Annotated in this window: 21 protein-coding genes; 13 read left to right on the forward strand and 8 right to left on the reverse strand. The window is 71.9% G+C overall.

Annotated features, from left to right (window positions below; genetic code table 11):
- Nucleotides 1-146: 146 nt before the first annotated feature.
- A complete protein-coding gene (locus tag ACGFYP_RS18260; protein ID WP_393494039.1) occupies nt 147-2,423 on the forward strand; it encodes an MMPL family transporter in 2,277 nt (758 codons plus the stop codon).
- A 4-nt stretch (nt 2,424-2,427) separates the two neighbouring features.
- On the opposite strand, the gene ACGFYP_RS18265 is transcribed toward ACGFYP_RS18260, so the two are convergent.
- Both ACGFYP_RS18265 and ACGFYP_RS18270 read right to left on the reverse strand, forming a co-directional pair.
- A complete protein-coding gene (locus ACGFYP_RS18265) occupies nt 2,428-2,622 on the reverse strand; it encodes a helix-turn-helix transcriptional regulator (RefSeq protein WP_393494042.1) in 195 nt (64 codons plus the stop codon).
- A gap of 246 nt (nt 2,623-2,868) precedes the next feature.
- Nucleotides 2,869-3,777, reverse strand: a complete 909-nt coding sequence (locus tag ACGFYP_RS18270; RefSeq protein WP_361968901.1) for a sugar phosphate isomerase/epimerase — start codon at nt 3,775-3,777, stop codon at nt 2,869-2,871.
- Between the two features lie 164 nt (nt 3,778-3,941).
- On the opposite strand from ACGFYP_RS18270, the gene iolC reads away from it, so the two are divergent.
- The 5 genes from iolC (at nt 3,942) to mmsA (ending at nt 10,417) form a co-directional block, all read left to right on the forward strand.
- Nucleotides 3,942-4,889: a 5-dehydro-2-deoxygluconokinase gene (gene iolC, locus ACGFYP_RS18275; RefSeq protein WP_393494355.1), complete on the forward strand. Its 948-nt coding sequence runs from the start codon at nt 3,942-3,944 to the stop codon at nt 4,887-4,889.
- 407 nt (nt 4,890-5,296) lie between these two features.
- Nucleotides 5,297-6,223: a deoxyribose-phosphate aldolase gene (locus ACGFYP_RS18280; protein ID WP_393494358.1), complete on the forward strand. Its 927-nt coding sequence runs from the start codon at nt 5,297-5,299 to the stop codon at nt 6,221-6,223.
- On the forward strand, nt 6,220-7,035 hold the full coding sequence (gene iolB, locus ACGFYP_RS18285; RefSeq protein ID WP_393494046.1) for a 5-deoxy-glucuronate isomerase: 816 nt from the start codon (nt 6,220-6,222) through the stop codon (nt 7,033-7,035). Before ACGFYP_RS18280 ends, iolB begins: the two co-directional genes overlap by 4 nt.
- Nucleotides 7,032-8,900 (forward strand): 3D-(3,5/4)-trihydroxycyclohexane-1,2-dione acylhydrolase (decyclizing), encoded by a 1,869-nt coding sequence (iolD, locus tag ACGFYP_RS18290; RefSeq protein WP_393494049.1) that lies wholly within the window; start codon nt 7,032-7,034, stop codon nt 8,898-8,900. The genes iolB and iolD overlap by 4 nt, the downstream gene beginning before the upstream one ends.
- Before the next feature lie 14 nt (nt 8,901-8,914).
- The gene (gene mmsA / locus ACGFYP_RS18295; RefSeq protein ID WP_361968911.1) at nt 8,915-10,417 is read left to right on the forward strand and encodes a CoA-acylating methylmalonate-semialdehyde dehydrogenase; all 1,503 of its coding nucleotides are present in this window, start codon (nt 8,915-8,917) and stop codon (nt 10,415-10,417) included.
- Between the two features lie 166 nt (nt 10,418-10,583).
- Here mmsA and ACGFYP_RS18300 read toward each other — a convergent pair whose 3' ends face one another.
- The 4 genes from ACGFYP_RS18300 to ACGFYP_RS18315 all read right to left on the reverse strand — a co-directional run bounded on the left by ACGFYP_RS18300 (nt 10,584) and on the right by ACGFYP_RS18315 (nt 13,506).
- Nucleotides 10,584-10,874 (reverse strand): hypothetical protein, encoded by a 291-nt coding sequence (locus ACGFYP_RS18300; protein ID WP_393494053.1) that lies wholly within the window; start codon nt 10,872-10,874, stop codon nt 10,584-10,586.
- Nucleotides 10,875-10,885: 11 nt separating this feature from the next.
- On the reverse strand, nt 10,886-11,614 hold the full coding sequence (locus ACGFYP_RS18305) for a hypothetical protein (RefSeq protein WP_393494055.1): 729 nt from the start codon (nt 11,612-11,614) through the stop codon (nt 10,886-10,888).
- A 172-nt stretch (nt 11,615-11,786) separates the two neighbouring features.
- Nucleotides 11,787-12,968: a S8 family peptidase gene (locus ACGFYP_RS18310; RefSeq protein WP_393494057.1), complete on the reverse strand. Its 1,182-nt coding sequence runs from the start codon at nt 12,966-12,968 to the stop codon at nt 11,787-11,789.
- A gap of 112 nt (nt 12,969-13,080) precedes the next feature.
- Nucleotides 13,081-13,506, reverse strand: a complete 426-nt coding sequence (locus tag ACGFYP_RS18315; protein ID WP_393494060.1) for a GNAT family N-acetyltransferase — start codon at nt 13,504-13,506, stop codon at nt 13,081-13,083.
- A gap of 145 nt (nt 13,507-13,651) precedes the next feature.
- Here ACGFYP_RS18315 and ACGFYP_RS18320 point away from each other — a divergent pair, with 145 nt between their 5' ends.
- Nucleotides 13,652-16,324 carry an alpha/beta fold hydrolase gene (locus tag ACGFYP_RS18320; protein ID WP_393494063.1) on the forward strand — a complete coding sequence of 891 codons (2,673 nt, stop codon included), beginning with the start codon at nt 13,652-13,654 and terminating at the stop codon, nt 16,322-16,324.
- On the forward strand, nt 16,321-17,211 hold the full coding sequence (locus ACGFYP_RS18325) for an ABC transporter permease (protein WP_393494066.1): 891 nt from the start codon (nt 16,321-16,323) through the stop codon (nt 17,209-17,211). Before ACGFYP_RS18320 ends, ACGFYP_RS18325 begins: the two co-directional genes overlap by 4 nt.
- 60 nt (nt 17,212-17,271) lie before the next feature.
- On the opposite strand, the gene ACGFYP_RS18330 is transcribed toward ACGFYP_RS18325, so the two are convergent.
- Nucleotides 17,272-17,961, reverse strand: a complete 690-nt coding sequence (locus ACGFYP_RS18330) for a DNA-binding response regulator (RefSeq protein WP_393494069.1) — start codon at nt 17,959-17,961, stop codon at nt 17,272-17,274.
- A gap of 279 nt (nt 17,962-18,240) precedes the next feature.
- Between ACGFYP_RS18330 and ACGFYP_RS18335 the strand changes: the two genes are divergently transcribed.
- Entirely contained in the window at nt 18,241-19,815 is a 1,575-nt protein-coding gene (locus ACGFYP_RS18335) for a von Willebrand factor type A domain-containing protein (protein ID WP_393494361.1), read from the forward strand.
- Between the two features lie 103 nt (nt 19,816-19,918).
- Complete coding sequence (locus tag ACGFYP_RS18340) at nt 19,919-20,386, forward strand: DUF1772 domain-containing protein (RefSeq protein WP_361968925.1); 468 nt, start codon at nt 19,919-19,921, stop codon at nt 20,384-20,386.
- 167 nt (nt 20,387-20,553) lie between these two features.
- Here ACGFYP_RS18340 and ACGFYP_RS18345 read toward each other — a convergent pair whose 3' ends face one another.
- Nucleotides 20,554-21,630, reverse strand: coding sequence for an LLM class flavin-dependent oxidoreductase (locus tag ACGFYP_RS18345; protein WP_393494073.1), 1,077 nt, complete (start codon nt 21,628-21,630; stop codon nt 20,554-20,556).
- A gap of 120 nt (nt 21,631-21,750) precedes the next feature.
- Here ACGFYP_RS18345 and ACGFYP_RS18350 point away from each other — a divergent pair, with 120 nt between their 5' ends.
- The 3 genes from ACGFYP_RS18350 to ACGFYP_RS18360 all read left to right on the forward strand — a co-directional run bounded on the left by ACGFYP_RS18350 (nt 21,751) and on the right by ACGFYP_RS18360 (nt 23,538).
- Entirely contained in the window at nt 21,751-22,173 is a 423-nt protein-coding gene (locus tag ACGFYP_RS18350; protein ID WP_393494076.1) for a CrcB family protein, read from the forward strand.
- Nucleotides 22,170-22,523, forward strand: a complete 354-nt coding sequence (gene crcB / locus ACGFYP_RS18355) for a fluoride efflux transporter CrcB (protein ID WP_393494079.1) — start codon at nt 22,170-22,172, stop codon at nt 22,521-22,523. Before ACGFYP_RS18350 ends, crcB begins: the two co-directional genes overlap by 4 nt.
- Before the next feature lie 223 nt (nt 22,524-22,746).
- The gene (locus tag ACGFYP_RS18360) at nt 22,747-23,538 is read left to right on the forward strand and encodes a BTAD domain-containing putative transcriptional regulator (protein ID WP_393494082.1); all 792 of its coding nucleotides are present in this window, start codon (nt 22,747-22,749) and stop codon (nt 23,536-23,538) included.
- Nucleotides 23,539-23,610 lie beyond the last annotated feature (72 nt).

Raw genomic sequence — 23,610 nt, forward strand, 5'->3', positions numbered from 1 at the left:
CTCGACACGATTGACAAACGCGAGAGGTCGCTCGCATTCTTGGGGAACGCGAGCGGTCGCTCGTGTTTGCCAGTTTATGGCAATGGTCGACCCATGCGGCCTGCCGGGAAGCGAGCGCATGGGTCAGGTGAAGGGGACACCGCGTCATGGCCGAAGTCAAGAATTCAGCGCCCGCCCCGGGCGGACCGCCGGGCGGGGGGTGGACCCGGTTCGTGACGGCCAGGCCGCGCCTGTCTCTGCTGGTCGCGCTCGTGATCACCGCACTCGCCGTCCTCGCGGGCGGCGGCGTCGCCGACCGGATGGGCAGCGGCGGCTGGGAGGACCCGGACGCCGAATCCACGTACGCGACGCGGGTCCTGGAGCGGGAGTTCCCCGCCTCCCAGCCCAACCTGCTCCTGCTCGTGGACGCGCGGGAGGGTGGGGTCGACGATCCCGCCGTGGCCGCCGAGGCCCGCAGGCTGACGGAGCGGCTCGACGCCGAGCCGGGCGTGAGCGGCATCGGGTCCTACTGGGGGACGGGCTCCCCCGCCCTGCGCTCCGAGGACGGCAGGCAGGCGGTGGTCGCCGCCCGGGTCGAGGGCGACGAGAAGGCCGCCGGCGAGATCCTGGAGCGGATCGCCCCCGCGTACCGGGGAGTGCACGGGCCGGTCGAGGTCTCCGTCGGCGGTCCGCTGGCCGTGCAGCACGAGATGCAGACGGTCATCCAGGAGGACCTGCTGCGGGCCGAGCTCATCGCCCTGCCGGTGACGCTCGTCCTGCTCGTCATGGTCTTCGGCAGCGCGGTCGCCGCCCTGCTGCCGCTCGGGATCGGGATCGTGGCCATCCTGGGGACGAACGCGGTGCTGCGCGGCATCACGGAGTTCACCGACGTCTCGGTCTTCGCCCAGAACCTCACCACCGCCCTCGGGCTCGGACTCGCCATCGACTACGCCCTCTTCGTGGTCCGGCGCTTCCGCGAGGAGCTCGCCGGGGGCGCCGACCCCAGGACGGCGATCGGCACCACCCTGCGGACCGCCGGGCGGACCGTGCTCTTCTCCGCGCTGACCGTGGCCGTCTCGCTCGCCGCGATGCTGGTCTTCCCGCAGTATTTCCTGCGCTCCTTCGCCTACGCGGGCATCGCGGTGGTGCTGCTCGCGGCGGCGGCCGCGCTGATCCTGCTGCCCGCCGCGCTGCTGCTGCTCGGAGACCGGGTCAACGCACTCGACCTACGCCGCCTGTTCCGCCGCCGCCGGAAGCCGGGCGCGGAGGCCGCAGGCGCGTCCGGGGCCGAAGAAGCCGGCTCCGGGGCCGGATGGGCCCGGGCGGCGGGGCTGGTCATGCGGCGGGCGCCGGTGTTCGCCGTGGCCACGGCGACCGGTCTCGTGCTGCTCGGGCTGCCGTTCCTCGGCGTGAACTTCGGCACGGTCGACGACCGGCAGCTGCCCACCACCGCCGAGTCCCGGGTGGTCCAGGACCAGTTGCGCGACGGCTTCCCCGGCAGCCCCGGCGGCGGGCTCACCGTCCTCGCCGAGGGCGCCGCCACCCCGCAGGCGCTCACCGGCTACCGCGAGCGGATCCAGGGCCTCGACGGCATCGCCCGGGTGGAAGGACCGGTGACGTCCGGCACGGGACCCGGGAGCTCCGCGTACTTCACCGTGGTGCCGGAGGGCGAGGGCGTCGGGGAGACCGCCCAGAGCGTGGTGGGCGAACTGCGGGCCGCGCCCGCCCCGTTCGACACCTCGGTGACCGGAGCGGCCGCCGTGCTCGTCGACTCGAAGGACGCCATAGGCGACCGACTGCCCTGGGCGCTGGCGATCATCGTCGTCGTCACCCTGGTCCTGGTCTTCCTGCTGACCGGCAGTGTGGTGATCCCGATCCAGGCCGTCGTCCTCAACGCCCTCAGCCTCACGGCGATGTTCGGCGCGGTCGTCTGGGTCTTCCAGGACGGCCACCTCTCCGGGCTGCTCGGCTTCACCCCGACCGGCGACATCGAGACGAACCTGCCGGTGCTCATGTTCTGCGTCGCCTTCGGACTCTCCATGGACTACGGCGTGTTCCTGCTCTCCCGGATCAAGGAGGAGTACGACGAGACGGGCGACCACGACCACGCGGTCCGCTTCGGCCTGCGGCGCACCGGCGGCCTCATCACCGCCGCCGCCGTGATCCTCGCCGTCGTCATGGTGGCCATCGGCACCTCCCGCGTGACCAACACCAAGATGCTCGGCCTCGGGGTCGCGCTCGCCGTGCTGATGGACGCCATGGTGGTCCGCAGTCTGCTCGTGCCCTCCGTGATGAAGCTGACCGGCCGTCTGACGTGGTGGGCGCCGGGCCCGTTGCGCCGCTTCCACGACCGGTTCGGGATAAGCGAGGGCGGCGGCGCGCCGTCGCCGTCGCCCTCGCCGGCCCCGGCGGCCGAGCGGGACAAGGAGCCCGTCGGAGGCTGACGCGTCAGTGGCGGCTCCGGTTGCCGGGGCGGTTGGCCACCCATGAGCGGATCGTGTCCGCGTACCAGTAGGGCTTGCCGGACTCGACATGGTCGGGCGGCGGCAGGAGGCCGTGCTTCCGGTAGGAGCGGACGGTGTCCGGCTGCACCTTGATGTGCGCGGCGATGTCCTTGTACGACCAGAGCCTTCGGTCCGTCATGCGTGGCACCTCCCTGCCCACCTCGCAGCGGCGGCGGGGGTGCCGTTCGGGGGAGCTGCGGGGCGGGCGCTGGCGATCACTGAGCCTGTGCCCCCTGCAACGACCCCTTCCAACGGGAGGAGAGCGGCTGTCGATCGGCTGTGACGTAAAGCCCGCGTAATGGAGATATGTGTGACGACAGGGGGACGGATGTGACGTAAGCGACGCATGGTCACATCGGCGTGGCGGAAGGCGTTCGGGAGGTTTCTACGCTCCGCAGGAGCGCAGGAAGCGGCGGGTGCGGACGGCGATCGGGTACGGCTTGTCGGGCTCGCACGGGTACATGTCCTGCTCGACGATGGCGAAGAGCTCCACGTCGAGCGCCTGAGCCGCCGCGAGGACCGGCTCCAGGGCCGGTACTCCGGAGGGCGGCTCGCACATCACGCCCCGGGCCACGGCCGGGCCGAAGGGCACCTCGTCGGCGATCACCCCGGCGAGGACCTCCGGGTCGACCTGCTTGAGGTGGAGGTAGCCGATGCGCTCGCCGTACGTCTCGATCAGTTTGACGCTGTCGCCGCCGCAGTACGCGTAGTGCCCGGTGTCCAGGCACAGGGAGACCAGGTCCGGATCGGTCCCGTCCAGGAACCGGGCCACGTTCTCCTCGCTGTCGACATGGGTGTCCGCGTGCGGGTGGACGACGATCCGCAGCCCGAAGCGGTCCTGGACCTCGCGGCCCAGGCGCTCGGTCAGACCGGTGAGATTCCGCCACTGTTCGGGGGTGAGCGTGCGGTCCTCCAGGACCTCGCCCGTCTTGTCGTCCCGCCAGAAGGACGGGATGACGACGAGGTGCTCGGCGCCCATCGCCTGCGCGAGCGCCGCGTTGTCGGCGACATGGGCCCAGGTCTTCTCCCAGACGGCCGGCCCGTGGTGCAGCCCGGTGAAGACCGTGCCCGCCGAGACCCGCAGGCCCCGGCGGCCCGTCTCCTCGGCCAGGACCGCGGGATCGGTGGGCAGATAGCCGTACGGGCCGAGCTCGATCCAGGCGTAACCGGCGTCGGCGACCTCGTCGAGGAAGCGCTGCCAGGGGACCTGCCGGGGATCGTCGGGGAACCAGACGCCCCAGGAGTCCGGGGCGGAGCCGATACGGATGCGGGACAGCGGCGACGGCTTCGTCATGAGAGCCACCTTGACCGCGCCCGGAACGACGCGTCAAGACGCTCGTCCGAATGTAAGGACATAGCGTTGACAGGGTTCGGGGCGGACGGCTAGACCTGGGTGCGGGGCCGAGGTGAGAGGTGGCGCGCGTGGATGCGGAGCCGGAGCCGTACGAGCTGATCACGATGGGGCGTCTCGGGGTGGACCTCTACCCGCTCCAGGTCGGCGTTCCGCTCGCCCGGGTGGAGACCTTCGGGAAGTACCTGGGCGGCTCGCCCGCCAACGTGGCCGTCGCGGCGGCCCGGCTCGGGCGGCGGACGGCGCTGGTGAGCCGGACCGGGGCGGACCCGTTCGGGGAGTACCTGCACGAGGAGCTGCGCGGGTACGGGGTCGACGACCGGTGGGTGACGGCGGTCGGGGAGTATCCGACGCCGGTCACGTTCTGCGAGATCTTCCCGCCCGACGACTTCCCGATCCACTTCTACCGCCTCCCCAAGGCGCCGGACCTGGAGATCCGTCCGGAGGAGCTGGACCTCGCGGCGATCCGCGCGGCCCGGGCGTTCTGGGTGACCGGGACGGGGCTGAGCGTCGAGCCGAGCAGGGCGGCGACGCTGGGCGCCCTGCGGGAGCGGGGCGGCCGGGAGCTGACCGTGCTCGACCTGGACTGGCGGCCGACGCTCTGGCCCGACCCGTCCGAGGCGGGACCGCTCTACCGGGAGGCCCTGGCGACGGCCACGGTCGCCGTCGGGAACCTGGACGAGTGCGAGGTCGCGACGGGCGAGCGCGAGCCGTACGCGGCGGCCCGCGCGCTCCTTGCCGCCGGGGTGAGCCTCGCGGTCGTCAAGCAGGGCCCCAAGGGCGTCCTCGCCCTGACCGCCGACGGGGAGAGCGCGGAGGTCGCGCCCCTGCCGGTCGAGGTGGTCAACGGCCTCGGCGCGGGCGACGCGTTCGGCGGGGCGCTGTGCGACGGGCTGCTCGCCGGCCGGGACCTGGACCGCACCCTGCGCCGGGCCAACGCGGCGGGCGCCATCGTGGCCGGCCGCCTCGCCTGTTCCCCGGCGATGCCCCACGCCGACGAGATCGACCTGGCCCTCACCACCGGCACCGGCACGCTCCCGGAGCGCACTCCATGACCGACCACCCCGCCGACACCTGGCGCACCCGAGCGGCCCACCGCCGAGCGAGCGGCCCGAAGGCGACACCCACGCCCGCACCACCCGCGCCCGCGCCTCCGGACGCCTCGGAGCCCCGGCCGCCCTCGGACGCCTCGAAGCCCCCGCCCTCGGACGCCCCCGCCGCTCCTCCGGACACCTCGAAGCCCGCACCCTCGGACGCCCCGGCCGCTCCTCCGGACACCTCGAAGCCCGCACCCTCGGACGCCCCGGCCAGGCCCGGGGGAACCCCCGACGCCCCCGCCGACCCCTCCGCGCCCCCCAACACCCCCAACACCCCCAACACCCCCAACACCCCCGACCCCCTCCGCCGGGCCGCGCACCCCGCGCCGCCGAGGCGGTTCGCGCGGGCCGTTCCTGTGGTCGATGTGCACGAAGCCGTCGACGTCGAGTGGCTGGTCACCGTGCGGGCCCGGCATCCCGAGGCCGTTGCCGAGGCTGCCGCGCGGCGGCGGACGCGGGAGCTCTTCGAGGAGCGGGACCGGCTGCTGATCGTCGCCGCCGACCACCCCGCCCGGGGCGCCCTCGGGGTCGGCGCGCGCCCGTACGCGATGGCCGACCGCGCCGACCTCCTCGGACGGCTCCGGCTCGCGCTCTCCCGGCCCGGCGTCGACGGCGTCCTCGCCTCCGCCGACATCCTCGACGACCTCCTCCTGCTCGGCGCCCTGGACGACCGCCTCGCCGTCGGCTCGATGAACCGCGGCGGCCTCGCCGGCGCCTCCTTCGAGCTCGACGACCGCTTCACCGGCCACCGCCCCCAGGACCTCGCCCGGCTGGGCTTCGACGCAGGCAAGCTCCTCCTGCGGATCGACCCGGACGACCCCGGCTCGCTCGCCACCCTGCACGCCGCCGCCCGCGCCGTCGACGAGATGGCCGCCCTGCGCCTGCCCGTCTTCGTCGAACCCTTCCTCTGCCACCGCGACCAGGACGGCCGGCTCCACAACGACCTCTCCGCGGAGTCCGTCATCACCTCCCTCGCCGTCGCCTCCGGCCTCGGCGGCACCTCCGCCTACACCTGGCTCAAGGTCCCCGTCACCGACCACCCCGAGGACATGGCCCGCGTCCTGGCGACCACCACACTGCCCGTCGTCCTCCTCGGCGGAGACCCGGGGCCGGGGCCGGACGCCCAGGACGTCACGTACGAGAAATGGCGCCGCGCGCTGAGCCTGCCCACCGTCCGGGGCCTCGTCGTCGGCCGCGCGTTGCTCTACCCCGAGGACGGCGATGTGGCCGGAGCCGTCGATACCGCTGCGCGCCTGCTGCGCGAGACGGTAGGAAGGACCCTGCACGCGTGAACGATCACCACGAACTCCATCTGCCCGCCGGGAGCGCCTCCGACGGGCCGTACGCCCTCCACGTCGACCCCGACCGGGCAGGCTGGGGGCACTCCGCACTGCGCGTCCTCGAACTCGGCCCGGGAGCCACCCACCTCCTGGACACCGGGGACAGCGAGTGGATCGTGCTTCCGCTCACCGGCGGCTGTACGGTGCAGATCGACGGCCAGACGCTTCAACTCCTGGGCCGCGAGAGCGTGTTCGGCGGAGTGTCCGACTTCGCCTACGTGCCCCGCGACGCACGGGTCCAGATCGCCTCCGGTGCGGGAGGCCGCTTCGCTTTGGCAGGAGCGAAGTGCGAGCGACGACTCCCCGCCCGCTACGGCCCCGCGCCGGAGGTACCCGTCGAGGCCCGCGGCAGCGGCAACCAGGCCCGGCAGGTACGGAACTTCGCCGCCGCCGGCGTCTTCGAGGCGGACCGTCTGATCGCCGTCGAGGTGATCACCCCCGGCGGGAACTGGTCGTCCTACCCGCCCCACAAGCACGACGAGCACCGCCCTGGCGTCGAGTCCGAGCTCGAGGAGATCTACTACTTCGAGATCGCCGACGGCGGAGTCGGCTACCAGCGGATCTCCCCCTCCCGACCCGGCGGCGCCGACCTCCTCGCCGAGGTCCGCACCGGCGACGCCGTCCTCGTGCCCGACGGCTGGCACGGCCCGTCGATCGCGCAGCCGGCGCACGACATGTACTACCTGAACGTGATGGCAGGACCAGGACCCGACCGGGAGTGGAAGATCTGCTTCCACCCGGACCACACGGAGGGATACAAGTGACCGCGCTGACCGTCGCACAGGCCCTGACGCGGTTCCTCGCCGCGCAGTACACCGAACGCGACGGCGTCCGCCGCCGGTTGATCGCCGCGACCTGGGGCATCTTCGGCCACGGGAACGTCGCAGGGATGGGCCAGGCCCTCGTCGAGTACGCCGACGCCATGCCGTACCACCAGGGCCGTAACGAACAGGCCATGGTGCACGCCGCCGTCGGCTACGCCCGCCAGTCCAACCGGCTCTCCGCGCACGCCGTGACCACCTCCATCGGCCCGGGCGCCACCAACCTCGTCACCGGCGCCGCGCTCGCCACGATCAACCGCCTCCCGGTCCTGCTCCTGCCCGGCGACACCTTCGCGACCCGCCCCGCCGACCCCGTCCTCCAGCAGCTCGAAGTCCCGTACGCCGGTGATGTGTCGGTCAACGACTGTCTGCGACCGGTCTCGACCTACTTCGACCGGATCACCCGCCCCGAGGCGCTGATCCCGGCCGCGCTCGCCGCCGTCGAGGTCCTCACCGACCCCGTACGGACCGGAGCCGTCACCCTCGCCCTGCCGCAGGACGTCCAGACGGAGGCGTACGACTGGCCGGAGGAGTTCTTCGCCGAGCGCGTCTGGCGGGTGCGCAGGCAGCAGCCGGACGAGGGCGAACTCGCCGAGGCCGTACGGGCGGTTCGCGCGGCGGAGCGCCCGCTGATCGTGGCGGGCGGCGGGGTCAAGTACAGCGGCGCCGAGACGGCCCTGGGGGTCTTCGCCGCCGCCACCGGCATCCCCGTCGCCGTCACCCAGGCCGGCAAGGGCGCCCTGCCGTACGGCCACCCGGCCGACGTCGGCGCCCTCGGCCACACCGGGACCGCGACCGCGAACGGACTCGCCCGCTCCGCCGACCTCGTCCTCGGCATCGGCACCCGCTACTCCGACTTCACCACCGCGTCCGCGACGCTCTTCGCGAACCCCGATGTCCGCTTCGTCAACCTGAACGTCACGTCCTTCGACGCCCACAAGCTGGCCGCCCGGCCGCTGGTCGGGGACGCCCGCGAGGGCCTCGAACTCCTCCACGCGGAGCTGGACGGCCACACGGTCGCCCCGGCGTACGCGGAGGCGTACCGCGAGGAGCGGGCGCGCTGGGAGCAGCGGGTCACCGCCGCGTACACCGCCGCCGACGAGGAGGCGCGGCCCACCCAGGCGCAGGTCCTCGGCGCACTCGACACTCTGGTCGACGACAGCGACATCCTGATCAACGCGGCCGGCTCGCTCCCCGGCGACCTCCACAAGCTCTGGCGGGCCCGGTCCTCGGACCAGTACCACGTCGAATACGGGTACTCGTGCATGGGCTACGAGATCCCGGCGGCGATCGGAGTGGCGATCGCGGCGCCCGGCAGACCGGTGTGGGCCCTGGTGGGCGACGGTACATACCTCATGAATCCCACCGAGATCGTGACAGCCGTCCAGCAGGCACTGCCCATCAAGGTGGTCATCCTGCAGAACCATGGGTACGCGTCCATCGGAGGGCTCTCCGAGTCGGTGGGAGGTGAGCGCTACGGCACCGATTACCGCTTCCGGGCGAGGGACGGCGGTTTCACCGGCGCGCCGCTCCCGGTCGACCTGGCGGCCAACGCGGCCTCCCTCGGGATGCGGGTGCTGGCCCCTCGTACCGTACGTGACCTGCGGGAAGCCCTGGCCGACGCGCGGTCGGCCACCGTCCCCACATGTGTCTACGTGGAGACCGAAACGGCAGACACTGTGTCGGGCCCGCCTCCCGCCCAGGCATGGTGGGATGTGCCCGTGGCCGAGACTTCGACCCGCCCGTCGGCGGTCAAGGCCCGGGAGGAGTACGACCGGCACGTCACCGCCCGACGCCGCCATCTCTGAAGGAGCAATTCGTCATGACGAAGACCGTCAACCACTGGATCGGTGGCAAGACCGTCGAGGGCACGTCGGGCAACTGGGGCCCGGTCACCGACCCGGCCACCGGTGCCGTGACCACGCAGGTGGCGCTCGCCTCGGTCGAGGAGGTCGACGCGGCGGTGGCCGCCGCGAAGACCGCCTTCGAGACCTGGGGCACGGCGTCGCTGGCGCAGCGCACCACGGTCCTGTTCAAGTTCCGCGCGCTGCTCGACGCCAACCGCGACGCGATCGCCGAGCTGATCGTCGCCGAGCACGGCAAGGTGCACTCGGACGCGCTGGGCGAGGTCGCCCGCGGTCTGGAGATCGTGGACCTGGCGTGCGGGATCACCACGCAGCTCAAGGGCGAGCTGTCGACGCAGGTGTCGAACCGCGTCGACGTGGCCTCGATCCGCCAGCCGGTCGGTGTCGTCGCCGGCATCACGCCGTTCAACTTCCCGGCCATGGTGCCGATGTGGATGTTCCCGCTGGCCATCGCGTGCGGCAACACCTTCATCCTCAAGCCGAGCGAGAAGGACCCCTCGCCGTCCCTGAAGATCGCGGAGCTGCTGGCGGAGGCCGGGCTGCCGGAGGGCGTCTTCAACGTCCTGCACGGCGACAAGGTGGCGGTGGACCGCCTCCTGGAGCACCCGGACGTCTCGGCGATCTCCTTCGTGGGCTCGACCCCGATCGCGCGCCACATCCACACGACGGCCTCGGCGGCGGGCAAGCGCGTCCAGGCGCTGGGCGGCGCGAAGAACCACATGCTGGTCCTGCCGGACGCGGACCTGGACGCGGCGGCCGACGCGGCGGTCTCGGCGGCGTACGGCTCGGCCGGTGAGCGCTGCATGGCGATCTCGGCGGTCGTCGCGGTCGGCGCGATCGGCGACGAGCTGGTGGAGAAGATCCGCGAGCGCGCCGAGAAGATCAAGATCGGCCCCGGCAACGACCCGACCTCCGAGATGGGCCCGCTCATCACGGCCGTCCACCGCGACAAGGTCGCCTCGTACGTGAAGGGCGCGGCCGACGAGGGCTGCGAGGTCGTCCTCGACGGCACCGGCTACACGGTGGACGGCCACGAGAACGGCCACTGGATCGGCCTCTCGCTCCTGGACAAGGTCCCGACCACGGCGAAGGCGTACCAGGACGAGATCTTCGGCCCGGTGCTGTGCGTGCTGCGCGCGGAGACGTACGAGGAGGGTGTGGCCCTCATCAACGCCTCGCCGTTCGGCAACGGCACCGCGATCTTCACCCGCGACGGCGGCGCGGCCCGCCGCTTCCAGCTGGAGATCCAGGCCGGCATGGTCGGCGTGAACGTCCCGATCCCGGTCCCCGTCGGCTACCACAGCTTCGGCGGCTGGAAGGACTCCCTCTTCGGCGACCACCACATCTACGGCAACGACGGCGTCCACTTCTACACCCGCGGCAAGGTGGTAACCACCCGCTGGCCGGACCCCTCGGACGCCCCGGCAGGCGTAGACCTGGGCTTCCCCCGCAACCACTGACCCACCCCACCCACCGTTGACCCCCGTCGGCTCCGGCCGACGGGGGTCTCTGGTTGCGAGCTGCGAGCTGCGAGCTGCGAGCTGCGCGCTGCGCGCTGCGCGCACGGCGAGCCGGGCCCCTGGGCCCGGACCTGCGTGCGTCGGTCGACCCCGAATCCCGTGACCGTCAGTCTTCCGGAGGGGCGGGCTGCTTCTCACTTCCTGCGAACAGGAAGTCGTAGACATCCTGCAGGTATGCGTGAAGGGCGTCATCGGTCTCGAATTCGATGGCCGTGAGAGATTCGTACTCCTCCGCCGTGAGTTGCTTCTCGTTCAGGACGGACAGCAGTCCCTCCCGAACTGCAGCCTTCCATTCGGGCTTGAAGTGTTCCAACGTCTCGCGGGTCGCCGACAAGTCGTCGTACGCCACTTCCTGTTGAAGATAGACGCTGATGAAACGGCGGAGTTCTTCATTCATGGACAGGCTTCCTAAGGGTGTCTCTTATAGGCGGGATTCGGGTACATGGTATGCAGTTGCCAGGCTCCGTCGCGGAAGTGGTAGACAGGCTTGATGAACCCGCCTTCGAAGTCCACCTCGAGAGCGGTGTCCGGATCGGACGGGTCGAGGTAGAGGCCTTGGCAGCGTTCATGGCCGTCCTCGCCGAGGACATCCTCGATGGGTACCTTGTCGGGCGGAATCCCGTTGTCTTCGATGTACTTACGGCAGTATTCGTCTGCGGTCACCAAGTCCTCAGGGTTCTCGAACTTGGTCGCGTATGCGCCGCAGCGGTGCACTCCGCCATGCACGCCGTCCACCGTGCTGTTCGTGAGCGGATCGTTCTGCTCTTCCAGCTTCATGTGGCCTACGTACTGAGAGGCGGGGCCGTACAACTTGGGTGACCCGTTCTCCAGGATCGGTCTACCGAGGCGGTCCTTCAATTGGCCTTCGGTCACGTCCAGGTGTCGCCCCGGGGCATGTCCTTCGCCGCCTTTCCGGTCGTCCAGCTCGTCGATCCGTTGCTGGACGGATTCCGGGTCCTCCGGTTCCTCGGGCTCCGCATCCCCGCCGTCAGAGGTGTCCTCCAGGCCGGACTCCGCCGACGCGTCCTCCGTCGGCTCGACCGGCTCCCCGGTGTCGTCCGTCTCTGCGGGCGGATCGGGTATCTCGGGCTCGGGCGGCCGGGTCTCCGTGCCCTCGCCTCCGTACAACTCGCTCATCTACCGCCCCCCACGGCGCATGTCGGTCCCGATGGCTACGGGTGGTGCGGCGTCACCGTCGCACAGCTGAGCGTACGTCACACGGACGACGTGCTCGTCTGGTTCGCCGGTGTGCCGAGGAGCCCCGTACCTGGGGGGTACGGGGCTCCTCGGGCATCTCGGCGGGTAGGTGTCAGAAGAGCGAGTGCAGGAGCTTGTTCGGGGAGCCCGTCATGGGGTTCTGGACCTTGCCCGGGGTGGCGTTGTCCACCAGGGCCTTGCTCACCTGGGCCGGGGTCGACGTCGGGTTGGCCGAGAGGTAGAGGGCCGCTACGCCCGCCGTGTGCGGGGTGGCCATCGACGTGCCCGAGATCGTGTTCGTCGCCGTGTCGTTGTCCTTCCACGCCGACGTGATCGAGACGCCCGGGGCGAAGAGGTCCACGCACGTGCCGTAGTTGGAGAACGAGGCCCGCTTGTCGGCGGAGTCCGTCGCGCCGACCGTGATCGCCTCGGGGACGCGCGCCGGGGAGTAGTTGCAGGCCCGGGCCGGCAGGCCCAGGAAGTTGCCGTTGCCCGCCGCGACCGCGTACGTGACGCCCGACGCGATCGAGCGCTTCACCGCGTCGTCCAGCGAGGCGTTCGTGCCCCCGCCCAGGCTCATGTTGGCGACCGCCGGCTTGACCGCGTTGGCCGTGACCCAGTCGACGCCCGCGATGACCCCGGCCGTCGTACCGGACCCGTTGCAGTCCAGGACCCGTACCGCCACCAGCTTCGCGCCCTTGGCGACGCCGTACTTCGCGCCGCCGACCGTGCCCGCGACGTGCGTGCCGTGGCCCTGGCAGTCCTGACCGTTCTGGCCGCCGCCGACCGTGTCCGTGCCCACCGTCGCCCGGCCGCCGAACTCGCTGTGCGAGGTCCGGATTCCCGTGTCGATGATGTACGCCGTCACGTTCGACGCCTGCGTGGTGTAGGTGTACGTCGTGGAGAGCGGGAGGTCGCGCTGGTCCACGCGGTCCAGGCCCCAGGTCGCGCCCGGCTGCGTCTCGGTCATGTGGACCGTTGCGTTCTGTTCCACGTACGCGACGCGCGGGTCCTTGGCGAGCTCCGACGCCCTGGCCTTCGACAGGGTGGTCGAGAAGCCCTTCAGGACCTTCGTGTACTCGTGCTTCGGCGTCACGCCGAAGTCCGCCGCGCGGGTCGAGCCGTCCTTCAGGACGACTATCCAGCTGTTCTCGATTGCCAGGGAAGCCGGTGCCAGGCGGAGATCGCCTACGACCGGGGCGCTCTGAGCCGCGGGGGAGACGGCCAACTGGAGGCCGGCGGCGAGCGCGAGGACGGGCACGAGCGCTACGGCTCGACGGGGTATCCGGGGCATGTGGTGGGGCACCTGAACCTCTCGTTGTCCGGGTTACCGGAAGTACGGGCGGGTGTGGTGCGCCACAGAGTCTCGTGTTGTCATGGGTCGTACAAGAGTGCGTTCCCTCCCCTCACCGGTCCTTCACCTCGAACTCCCAGGTCAGCATGGAGAACGCACCCTCCTCCCGCGCCCCCGCCGACCGGTACGTCCGCAGTGCGGCCTCGTTGTCCGGCTCCACCCCCACCCACACGTCGTAGCAGCCCCGCTCCCGCGCCTCCGCCACCAGCGCCTCCGTCAGCGCCCGCCCCACGCCCCGCCGCCGGTGCGCCTCGTCCACCGACAGCTCGTACAGGCACAGCTCCACCCCCTTGTCCGGGTGGAGCATCTCGATCCCCGACACGAAACCCGCCGGGAAGCCCTCCGTCGTGTACGCGATCAGCATCAGGTGGCCCTGCGCGGCCAGGAACGCCTCCGCCCATCCCGCCCTCGGAGGGCTGTCGTAGAGGTGCCCCGCCGCCAGAAGTTCGGACACCGCCGTTGCCCGCCTGATCTCCATCCCGGACCCTTCGCCTCGTGTCGCGCGTTCAGGAGCGCATACCGCGTCTGGTGTACGGGACGGTACGGCGTACGACTCCAGGAGGCCGCCGATTTCCGCCCCGGGGCAGCCGAGTCGCACAGGCGGCCCGCCTAGGCTCGGCACCATGCCATTCCGACTTCCCCGGTGGGCCGCGGTCACGGCCGCCCTCGCCGTGCTCGCGGGCGCCGGTACCTGGACCGCCGTCGCCTCCGACGAACCACCGCCCGTGCACCGCGCGGACCAGCTGCTCGACATGCCCGGGGCACGGATCGACACCTCGTACTTCACCTCCGGCGCCGCCTCCGACCGCCGGCCCGCCGTGCTGCTCGGACACGGCTTCGGCGGCTCCAAGGACGACGTCCGCGCCCAGGCCGAGCAGCTCGCCCGCGACGGCTACGCCGTCCTGACCTGGTCGGCGCGCGGTTTCGGCGCCTCCACCGGGCAGATCGGCCTCAACGACCCCGCCCACGAGGTCAAGGACGTCCAGCGGCTCATCGACTGGCTCGCCAAGCGCTCCGAGGTCCAGCTCGACAAGGCCGGAGACCCGCGCGTCGGCGTCACCGGCGCCTCCTACGGCGGGGCGGTCTCGCTGCTCGCCGCCGGGTACGACACCCGCGTCGACGCGATCGCCCCCCAGATCACGTACTGGAACCTCGCCGACGCCCTCTTCCCTGACGGCGTCTTCAAGAAGCTCTGGGCCGGGATCTTCTTCTCGGCCGGCGCGGGTACGGAGAGCGCACAGGCCGGGAAGAGCGCCGACGGTTGCGGGCGGTTCACCGCCGAGCTGTGCGGCATGTACGAGCGCGTCGCCGTCTCGGGGAAGCCCGACGCCGCCGCCCGGACCCTCCTCGAAGCCCGCAGCCCCTCCGCCGTCGGCGAGCGGATCAAGGTCCCCACCCTGATCGTCCAGGGCCAGAGCGACTCCCTCTTCCCGCTGACGCACGCCGACGCCATGGCGAGGACGATCGGCGCCAACGGCGCGCCGGTCGCCGTCGACTGGATCTCCGGCGGCCACGACGGCGGGGACCGCGAGGGCGAGCGGGTCGAGGCCAGGATCGGCGACTGGTTCGACCGCCATCTGAAGCAGGACAAGGGCGCCGACACCGGGCCCGCGTTCCGCGTCAGCCGCACCGGTGGGGTCGACTCCACCGACGGCCAGGCGCAGCTGCGCGGCGCGAGCTCCGACCGCTACCCGGGGCTCACGGGCGGCCCGGGCACCGACCCGGTCTCCGTCGCGTTCGACGCCGGCCGGCCGCAGTCCTTCGCCAACCCCGCGGGGGCCAACCCGCCCGCGATCTCCACCGTCCCCGGCATCGGCGGCGGGCTCTCCCAGCTCTCCTCCTTCGGCGTCGGCTTCTCCCTCGACTTCCCCGGCCAGTACGCGCGGTTCGACGGAAGGCCGCTGGCCGAGCCGGTACGGATCACGGGCACGCCGACCGTCCGCGTCAAGGTCACGTCGGACAGCCCGGACGGCTCGGCCGTCCTCTTCGCCAAGGTCTACGACGTCGGGCCCGACGGACGCCAGCAGGTGCTGCCGTCGCAACTCGTCGCCCCGGTCCGCGTCGAGGACGCGGCCAAGGGCCGCAGCGTCGCGTTGACGCTGCCCGCGATCGACCACGAGGCCGAGGCCGGTCACCGGCTCCGGCTCGTGCTCTCGGCCACCGACCTCGGCTACGCCTCTCCGGCCGTCCCGGCCACGTACACCGTCGCCGTCGAGTCTCCGCTGACCGTGCCGACGGCGCCCGCCGTGGCGACCCAGGCGGCCGCGCTGCCCTGGTGGGTGTGGGGCCTTCCGCTCGCGGGCGCGCTGATCGCCGCCGCGCTGCTCCTGACCGGCCGGCGCCGGGCCGCGGCCTCCGCCCCTGACCCCGAACTCGCCGCCGTACCGCTGCAGATCACCGGCCTGGCGAAGAAGTACGCCAAGTCCTCGGACCGCTATGCCGTACGGGACCTCTCCTTCCGCGTCGAGCAGGGCCAGGTCCTCGGGCTGCTCGGGCCCAACGGCGCCGGGAAGACCACCACTCTGCGCATGCTCATGGGTCTGATCACCCCCGACGACGGGGAGATCCGGGTCTTCGGGCAGGCGGTGCGCCCGGGCGCCCCGGTCCTCTCCCGGGTCGGTGCCTTCGTGGAGGGCGCGGGCTTCCTGCCGCACCTCTCCGGGCGGGACAACCTGGAGCTGTACTGGCAGGCCACCGGCCGTCCGGCCGACGACGCGCACATCGAGGAGGCCCTGGAGATCGCCGGTCTCGGCGACGCTCTCGCCCGGGCCGTACGCACGTACTCGCAGGGCATGCGGCAGCGGCTCGCGATCGCCCAGGCCATGCTCGGCATGCCGGACCTGCTGATCCTCGACGAGCCGACCAACGGCCTCGACCCGCCACAGATCCGCGAGATGCGGGACGTGATGATCCGGTACGCGGCCGGCGGCCGGACCGTCATCGTCTCCAGCCACCTCCTCTCGGAGGTCGAGCAGTCCTGCACCCATCTCGTGGTGATGGACCGCGGGCGGCTCGTGCAGGCCGGTCCTGTCGGCGAGATCACCGGCGCGGGCGACACCCTGCTCGTGACGCTCGGGGACACCGTCCCCGACCCGCTCGTGGACAAGATCGGCGCGCTGCCCGGGGTCGGCTCGGCGGTACGGACCGAGGGCGGGCTCCTGGTCCGTCTCGACGGTGCCGACGCCACGGCCCTGATCGGCGAACTCGTCCGCCTGGACGTGCCCCTGACCGGTGTGGGACCGCACCGGCGCCTCGAGGACGCGTTCCTGACCCTGATCGGAGGAGGATCCGCATGAGCACGAAGACCGCTGAACCGGCCGAGCTCGTGGAGCTCGTGGAGACCGCCCCCGGTTACCGTGCACGGCGCACCCTGCCGCTGCGCGTCGAGGCCGTACGGCAGCTGAAGCGGCGCCGCACCCTGGTCATGGGCGCGGTGCTCGCGGCCCTGCCGTTCATCCTGATCATCGCCTTCGCGATCGGCGGGGAACAGGACGGCGACGGCGGCAACGGCCGGATCACGCTGATGGACACGGCGACGGCGTCGGCGGCGAACTTCGCCGCGACCTGTCTCTTCGTCTCGGCCGGCTTCCTCCTCGTGGTGGCGGTGGCTCTGTTCTGCGGGGACACCGTCGCCTCCGAGGCGAGCTGGTCCTCACTGCGTTACCTCCTCGCGGCACCCGTGCCCCGGGGGAGGCTGCTCTGGTCCAAGCTGGCGGTGGCGCTCGGCTTCAGCGCGGCCGCGATGGTGCTGCTGCCGCTGGTGGCGCTGGCGGCGGGCACGGTCGCCTACGGCTGGGGGCCGCTGAAGCTGCCCACCGGCGGCGCCCTGCCGACCGACGAGACCCTGCCCCGGCTCGCGCTCGCCGTCGCGTTCATCTTCGTCTCCCAACTGGTCACGGCCGGGCTCGCGTTCTGGCTGTCCACCCGCACCGACGCCCCGCTGGGCGCCGTCGGCGGCGCGGTCGGGCTGACGATCATCGGCAACGTCCTGGACGCCGTCACCGCGCTCGGCACCTGGCGGGACTTCGTGCCCGCGCACTGGCAGTACGCCTGGGTGGACGCGCTCCAGCCGCAGCTGGAGTGGGGCGGGATGGTGAAGGGCACGGCGATCTCGGTGACCTTCGCGGTGATCCTCTTCGCGCTCGCCTTCCGGGGCTTCGCGCGCAAGGACATCGTTTCGTAGCCCCGCGCATCGGCGTAGCCCCGCACGGTGGTTCCGTCACGGTCACGGCCGGTGGTTCCGTCACAGCCACCCCCTTCGAGCCGCTTCCGCGCCCGCGCGGAAGCGGCTCGTCGTGCCCAGGGCGTGCATCAGCTCACCGACCCGGCGGCTGTACGTACGCCCCGACATGCCGAGGCGGGCGGCGGCCGTCTCGTCGGTGAGTCCGGCGAGGAGGGCTTCGAGGACCGGACGGAGCTGTGGGGGGAGCCCGGCCCTCGAGGTCGCCGTCGCACCGGTCAGTTCCTCGCCCGCGTCCCAACTGGCGTGGTGGGCGCGGACCAGGGCCTGCACGACGACCGGATCGCGGATCAGCAGCATCCCGTTGTAGAGCAGCTCCAGATCGAGCGGGACCGCCGCGACCGTGCGGTCGACGACGATCATCTTGAACGGGATCGTGTCCGCGAGCCTGGCCCGCCCCGGTATCCGGACCGCGCCCGTCACGTGAGGGAGGGCGTGGCGGGGCACGATCCGTCTGACCTCCGGGGCCCGCTCCGCCGCGGCCCGCATGCACGCTCCCGCCAACTCCAGGAACGGCTCGGGGATCGCGCGGCCGACGGAGGCGGCCGGGTCGTCGAAGGTCAGCAGTTCGTGCCGGATGGAGGAGGCCAGCCCGGCGAGGGCTGCGCTGATCCGCCGCGCACCGCGCACGGGACGGCCCGGAGGCCGCTGGGCCTCCGGTATGGCCCGGTTCATCGCCGATCGCGCGAGCATCACGGATCCCGCAGTCTCACCCACCGCTGACCACCCCCGCCCGATCGGTGTGCCACTCCATGTACGCATGCGACTGCGCACGGTGACAACCCCTGTTGAGGAGGATGGCGAGTCCATGCCACGGGAGAATGCGCAGGCCGCCGTTGCCGCATTGAGATCCATCCGCAACTCCCTCGTCTGCTCCTTCCGCCCTCCCCGGACGTCACATTCACAAGTGACGGACCCTGAGGGGGAGATGACGTGAGGCGACACGACTGGGCGCGGATCGCGGCCGGGATCATGGCGGCGGGGCTGGTCCTGACCGGGTGCGCGGGCAACGGGAACACCAAACGGACCACGGACAGCAGTGGCAGCGGCAACCATGCGCCGGGCGTGCCACGCCCCGGCGCCGGCGGCAACACCGGTACGGGTGGCACCGGCTCGGGCGGTACGGGCGGCGAAGGTGCGGACCGGGAGGGCGCCCCCGAGGGTGAGCAGCGGGACGCCCGTCCGCCCGCCGACTACCTCTCCACCTTCGCCCTGGACGTGGACACCGCCTCGTACGGCTACGCCCTGCGCACCCTCGACTCGGGCCGGCTGCCGGACCCGGCGTCCGTACGGCCCGAGGAGTTCGTCAACAGCTTCCGCCCGGACTATCCGCGGCCGAAGGGAGATGGCTTCGGCGTGACCGTCGACGGCGCCAGGACCGGCGAGGACGGCTGGTCGCTCGTCCGGGTCGGGCTCGCCACCGCGGCGGCGGACCGGCAGGGCGAACGCCCGCCCGCCGCGCTCACGTTCGTCGTCGACATCTCCGGCTCGATGGCCGAGACCGGCCGCCTCGACCTGGTCAAGGAGTCCCTCGGCATCCTCACCGACGAGCTTCGCGACGACGACTCCGTCGCCCTGGTCACCTTCAGCGACGAGGCCGAGACCCGGCTCCCCATGACCCGGGTCAAGGGGCAGCGCGAGCGCATCCACGGCATCGTCGACGAGCTGAGGACCACCTCCTCCACCAATGTGGAGGCGGGGGTGCGCACCGGTTACGACGTGGCCGTCGAGGGCCACCGCGAGGGCGCGACGAACCGTGTCGTGCTGCTCTCCGACGCCCTCGCCAACACCGGTGACACCGACGCGCAGTCGATCCTCAACCGGATCGAGGAGGAGCGCAGGGAGTACGGCATCACGCTCTTCGGCGTCGGTGTCGGCAGCGACTACGGCGACGCGTTCATGGAGCGGCTCGCCGACAAGGGCGACGGGCACACCACGTACGTCTCCACCCCCGAGCAGGCCCGCAAGGTGTTCGTGGAGCAGCTGCCCGCCCACGTCGAGCTGCGCGCGCGTGACGCCAAAGCGCAGGTGGCCTTCGACCCGAAGACCGTGGAGCGGTTCCAGCTGATCGGCTACGAGAACAGGGAGGTCGCCGACGAGGACTTCCGCAACGACCGGGTCGACGGCGGCGAGGTCGGCGCGGGTCACACCGTCACCGCGCTGTACGCCGTGAAGACCCGGGCGGGCCGCAGCGGTCCGCTGGCCACGGCCACCGTCCGCTGGCTCGACCCGAAGAGCCGCGCGCCGCGCGAGGCCTCCGGCAGCGTGGGGACAGGAGCGCTCGCGCCCGCGCTCTGGGCGCCCGGCCACGACAGCCTGCAACTGACCGCCGTCACCGCCTACTTCGCGGACCGTCTGCGGGGCGGCGCCCTGCCGGGCGCGCCGCGTCTCGCGGAGCTCGCGGAGCACTCGGGGGCGATCGCCGACCGGTCGGGTTCGAAGGTGGTCCGGGAGCTGACGGAGGCGATCCGGAAGGCGGCCGAGCTGCGGGGCGCCGAGCCCGAGCGGGGCACGGGAGCGGAATCGGGTGATCCGTACAGCGGCTGATCGGCACAGCTGATGGGCACAGTTGACGCGCGCGGCGGGTGACCGGTTGCGGCGGTTGTCCACAGGCGCTGCGCACGGGACCGGGGCGCGTCATGATGGGGCCATGGCCACCACGCTGCTCGCTCTCGCCATCGCCTCCACCGGTCTGTACGCCGGGTTCATGCTGATCTTCCTGACCGGGATCATGCCCGCCCTGGCCCGGCTCGACGACGGCGCGTTCGTCGACGCCATGCGGCGGATCAACGAGTACGTGCCCAAGGCGGTCTTCCTGGTGGTGTTCCTGGGTGTCGTGGCCTTCCCGGTCGCCGCGTTCTTCGTGCCTGTCGACGGACGCTCGGACACGCAGAAGTGGCTGATCCTGGCCGGTCTCGTCTGCGCGGTCCTGAACCACCTGGTGACGGCCGCGGGGAACATCCCGCTGAACAACGCGCTGGCCGCCTCGGAGCGGACGGGTGAGGCCCCGTCCGCCGTCCGGGCGGCCTTCGAGAAGCGTTGGAACGGCCTGCACCTGATCCGTACGGTGCTGATCGTCGCCGCGTTCGGGCTGCTGATCGCGGCCGGGCTCAACTGACCTGACGGACTCCACGCCCGGTGTTTGACCGGGGTGGAGACCGGGCCGAGCATCTCAGGACGAGGCGGCCGGGCCCGGTGCACTGGTTAATGCCCCAGGCCAGGAGCCGTGCCTGTCCGCCTCGCTCGCCGCGCGCGGAGCCTTCGCCCACGGCCACCACCCGCTCGCTACACGGTTCGCTCGTTCCGGCGGGCCGCGTGGGTCGGGCCGGCGGGCACGCCTGCCGGGCGCAGGCTCTCCATCTCCTTGCGCAGCACGGGGACGACCTCCTCGCCGAGGATGTCGAGCTGCTCCAGGACCGTCTTCAGGGGCAGGCCGCCGCTGTCGATCACGAACAGCTGCCGCTGGTAGTCGCCGACGTACTCCCGGAACGACATCGTCCGCTCGATGACCTCCTGCGGGGAGCCGACGGTGAGCGGGGTCTCGCGGGTGTACTCCTCCAGGGATGGACCGTGGCCGTAGACGGGCGCGTTGTCGAAGTACGGGCGGAACTCCCGTACGGCGTCCTGGGAGTTCTTCCGCATGAACACATGGCCGCCCAGACCCACGATCGCCTGCTCGGGGGTCCCGTGGCCGTAGTGCGCGTACCGCTGCCGGTAGAGCCGGACCATGTTCTCCGTGTGTTCCTTCGGCCAGAAGATGTGGTTGGCGAAGAAGCCGTCGCCGTAGTACGCGGCCTGCTCGGCGATCTCGGGGGAGCGGATCGAGCCGTGCCAGACGAACGGCGGGACGCCGTCCAGCGGGCGGGGCGTCGAGGTGAAGCCCTGCAGCGCGCTGCGGAACTTGCCCTCCCAGTCGACCACGTCCTCCCTCCACAACCGGTGCAGCAGCGCGTAGTTCTCGATGGCCAGCGGGATGCCCTGCCGGATGTCCTGGCCGAACCACGGGTACACCGGGCCGGTGTTGCCGCGCCCCATCATCAGATCCACGCGCCCGTCCGCCAGGTGCTGGAGCATCGCGTAGTCCTCGGCGATCTTCACCGGGTCGTTGGTGGTGATCAGCGTCGTGGACGTGGAGAGGATCAGCCGCTCCGTACGGGCCGCGATGTGCCCGAGCAGGGTCGTGGGGGAGGACGGCACGAACGGCGGGTTGTGGTGCTCGCCGGTGGCGAAGACGTCGAGCCCGACCTCCTCCGCCTTCAGGGCGATGGCCACCATCGCCTTGATCTTCTCGTGGTCGTCCGGCGTCGTGCCGTCCGTGGGATCGGTGGTCCGGTCCCCGACGGTGAAGATTCCGAACTGCATGACGTCACGCTCCAAGCCGCCCCAGGATGGTCTGTCCTCCCCATGGTGCCCGACCGGACGCGGAAACGGAAACTTATCCGGAAAGCTCGGCGGGTGGTCGTGGCCGCATAGCCTGGCCCCATGGACTTCCGCGGACAGCTGCCGGTTGTCGGCGTCGTGGCCGCCGGCGGGGCCCTCGGCGCGACGGCCCGCTACGGCGCCTCGCTCGCCTGGCCCACCCCCGCCGGAGCCTTCCCCTGGACCACGCTCACCGTGAACGCCACCGGGTGTGCCGCGATCGGGGTCCTGATGGTCCTGGTCGCCGAGGTCGCCACCGCGCCCCCGCCGCTCCTGCGGCCCTTCATCGGCACGGGGATCCTCGGCGGCTTCACCACCTTCTCCACGTACGCCCTCGACACGCAGCGGCTGTTGAGCACGGGCGAGGCGGCCCGCGGCGTGGCGTACCTGGGCGCGACGGTGGTGGCCGCCCTGGCCTCCGTCGTCGTGGCGACGGGCGTGACCCGTCGGGTCGTCCGCCGCGCGGGGCGGGAGGGGCGGGCGTGAACTGGCTGCTCGTCGTCGTCGGCGCGGCCGTCGGCGCGCCCCTGCGCCACCTCACCGACCGTGCGCTCAAGGCCCGGTACGGCTCCGCGTTCCCCTGGGGCACGTTCGCCGTCAACGTCGTCGGCTCCTTCGTCCTCGGCCTGCTCACCGGGGTCTCCTCCGCCCACGCGCAACTCCTCCTCGGCATGGGCCTGTGCGGGGCGCTGACGACGTACTCCACGTTCTCGTACGAGACATGGAAGCTGTACGAGGACGGGGCGAAGGGGTACGCGGCGGCGAACGTGCTGGGGAGTCCGGCCGCCGGACTCGGCGCCGTATGGCTGGGCGTGGAGATCGCGACGACCTGGTGAGGCGCCGCCCTCGGGGGATCTCGGCGGCGCCTCCGGGGCCCCGGGTCGCCGCCGCCCGTGCCGTAGCCCGTGCCGCCGCCCGGAGGAAATGACCCGTTCCGACCGTTCGTGTCCGCTCTTGGCCGGGGAATGTTTCCTTGCCGTCAAGATATGCACTCCTACAAAAACGAAGTGGTCATTATTATCTTATGGTGAGCGGGTACGTGACCATGGAGGGGGCGCTATGGATCTGAAGGTGCTGGGCTTGCTCGCCGTGCAGGAGAGAGGGACGCCGATCGTCCCCACCGCGGCGTCGGCCCGTCAGTTGCTCGCACTGCTCGCGGCGCACGCCGACCGCATCGTGCCGACGGCCGTCCTGACCCAGGAGCTCTGGCCCGACGGCGCGCCGCGGCACGCGCAAGACGTCATCGAGACACATGTGCGGCAGCTCCGCGAGCTCATCGACGACGCACTGGACGTCGGTCGCGAGGGGGCGGCGGGGCTGTCCTCCGCGCCCGGACCCCGGACCGCGCGCGACGTCGTGGTCTCGCTGGCCGGGGGGTACCGGCTCGGCACCGGAGGCGGTACGTCGGACGTCCGGATGTTCCAGCGCGCGGTGGGCGCCGGCTACCGGGCCATGGAGCTGGAGGACTACCGTACGGCGGCCGAACGGCTCGGCGAGGCGCTGCAGTTGTGGACCGCCGACGCGTACACCGGGGTCGTGACCGGACCGCACCTGCGGGCACACGGCGCCCGCCTCGAACTGTCCCGGCTGCGCGCCCTCGACCTCTGGGTCGAGGCACAGCGCAGGCTCGGGCGGAGGCACGAGCTCTACACCGGTCTGTCCGTTTTCCTGTCCCGCTTCCGCAGCTCGCCGCCGCAGTACGCGGCGCTGGTCGCGGAGCTGGAACGCGGCACGGATCAGGGGCACGCGGGACGGTCGTACGAGCAGGCCCCGACGTTCCGGATCGGGTCCGTCCGGCACTCCTTGCGCCACTCGATCCCCACCCGTCACCCCCTTCCCGTCGCTGGTTGACCGCAAGATCACCGTCGAACTAGTTTCGGACCGATAGCGGGCGAAACGGGTACGACGGGCTGGGGGCTCGCA

It is taken from the genome of Streptomyces sp. NPDC048370 (genome assembly GCF_043200825.1).
GTDB lineage: Bacteria > Actinomycetota > Actinomycetes > Streptomycetales > Streptomycetaceae > Streptomyces.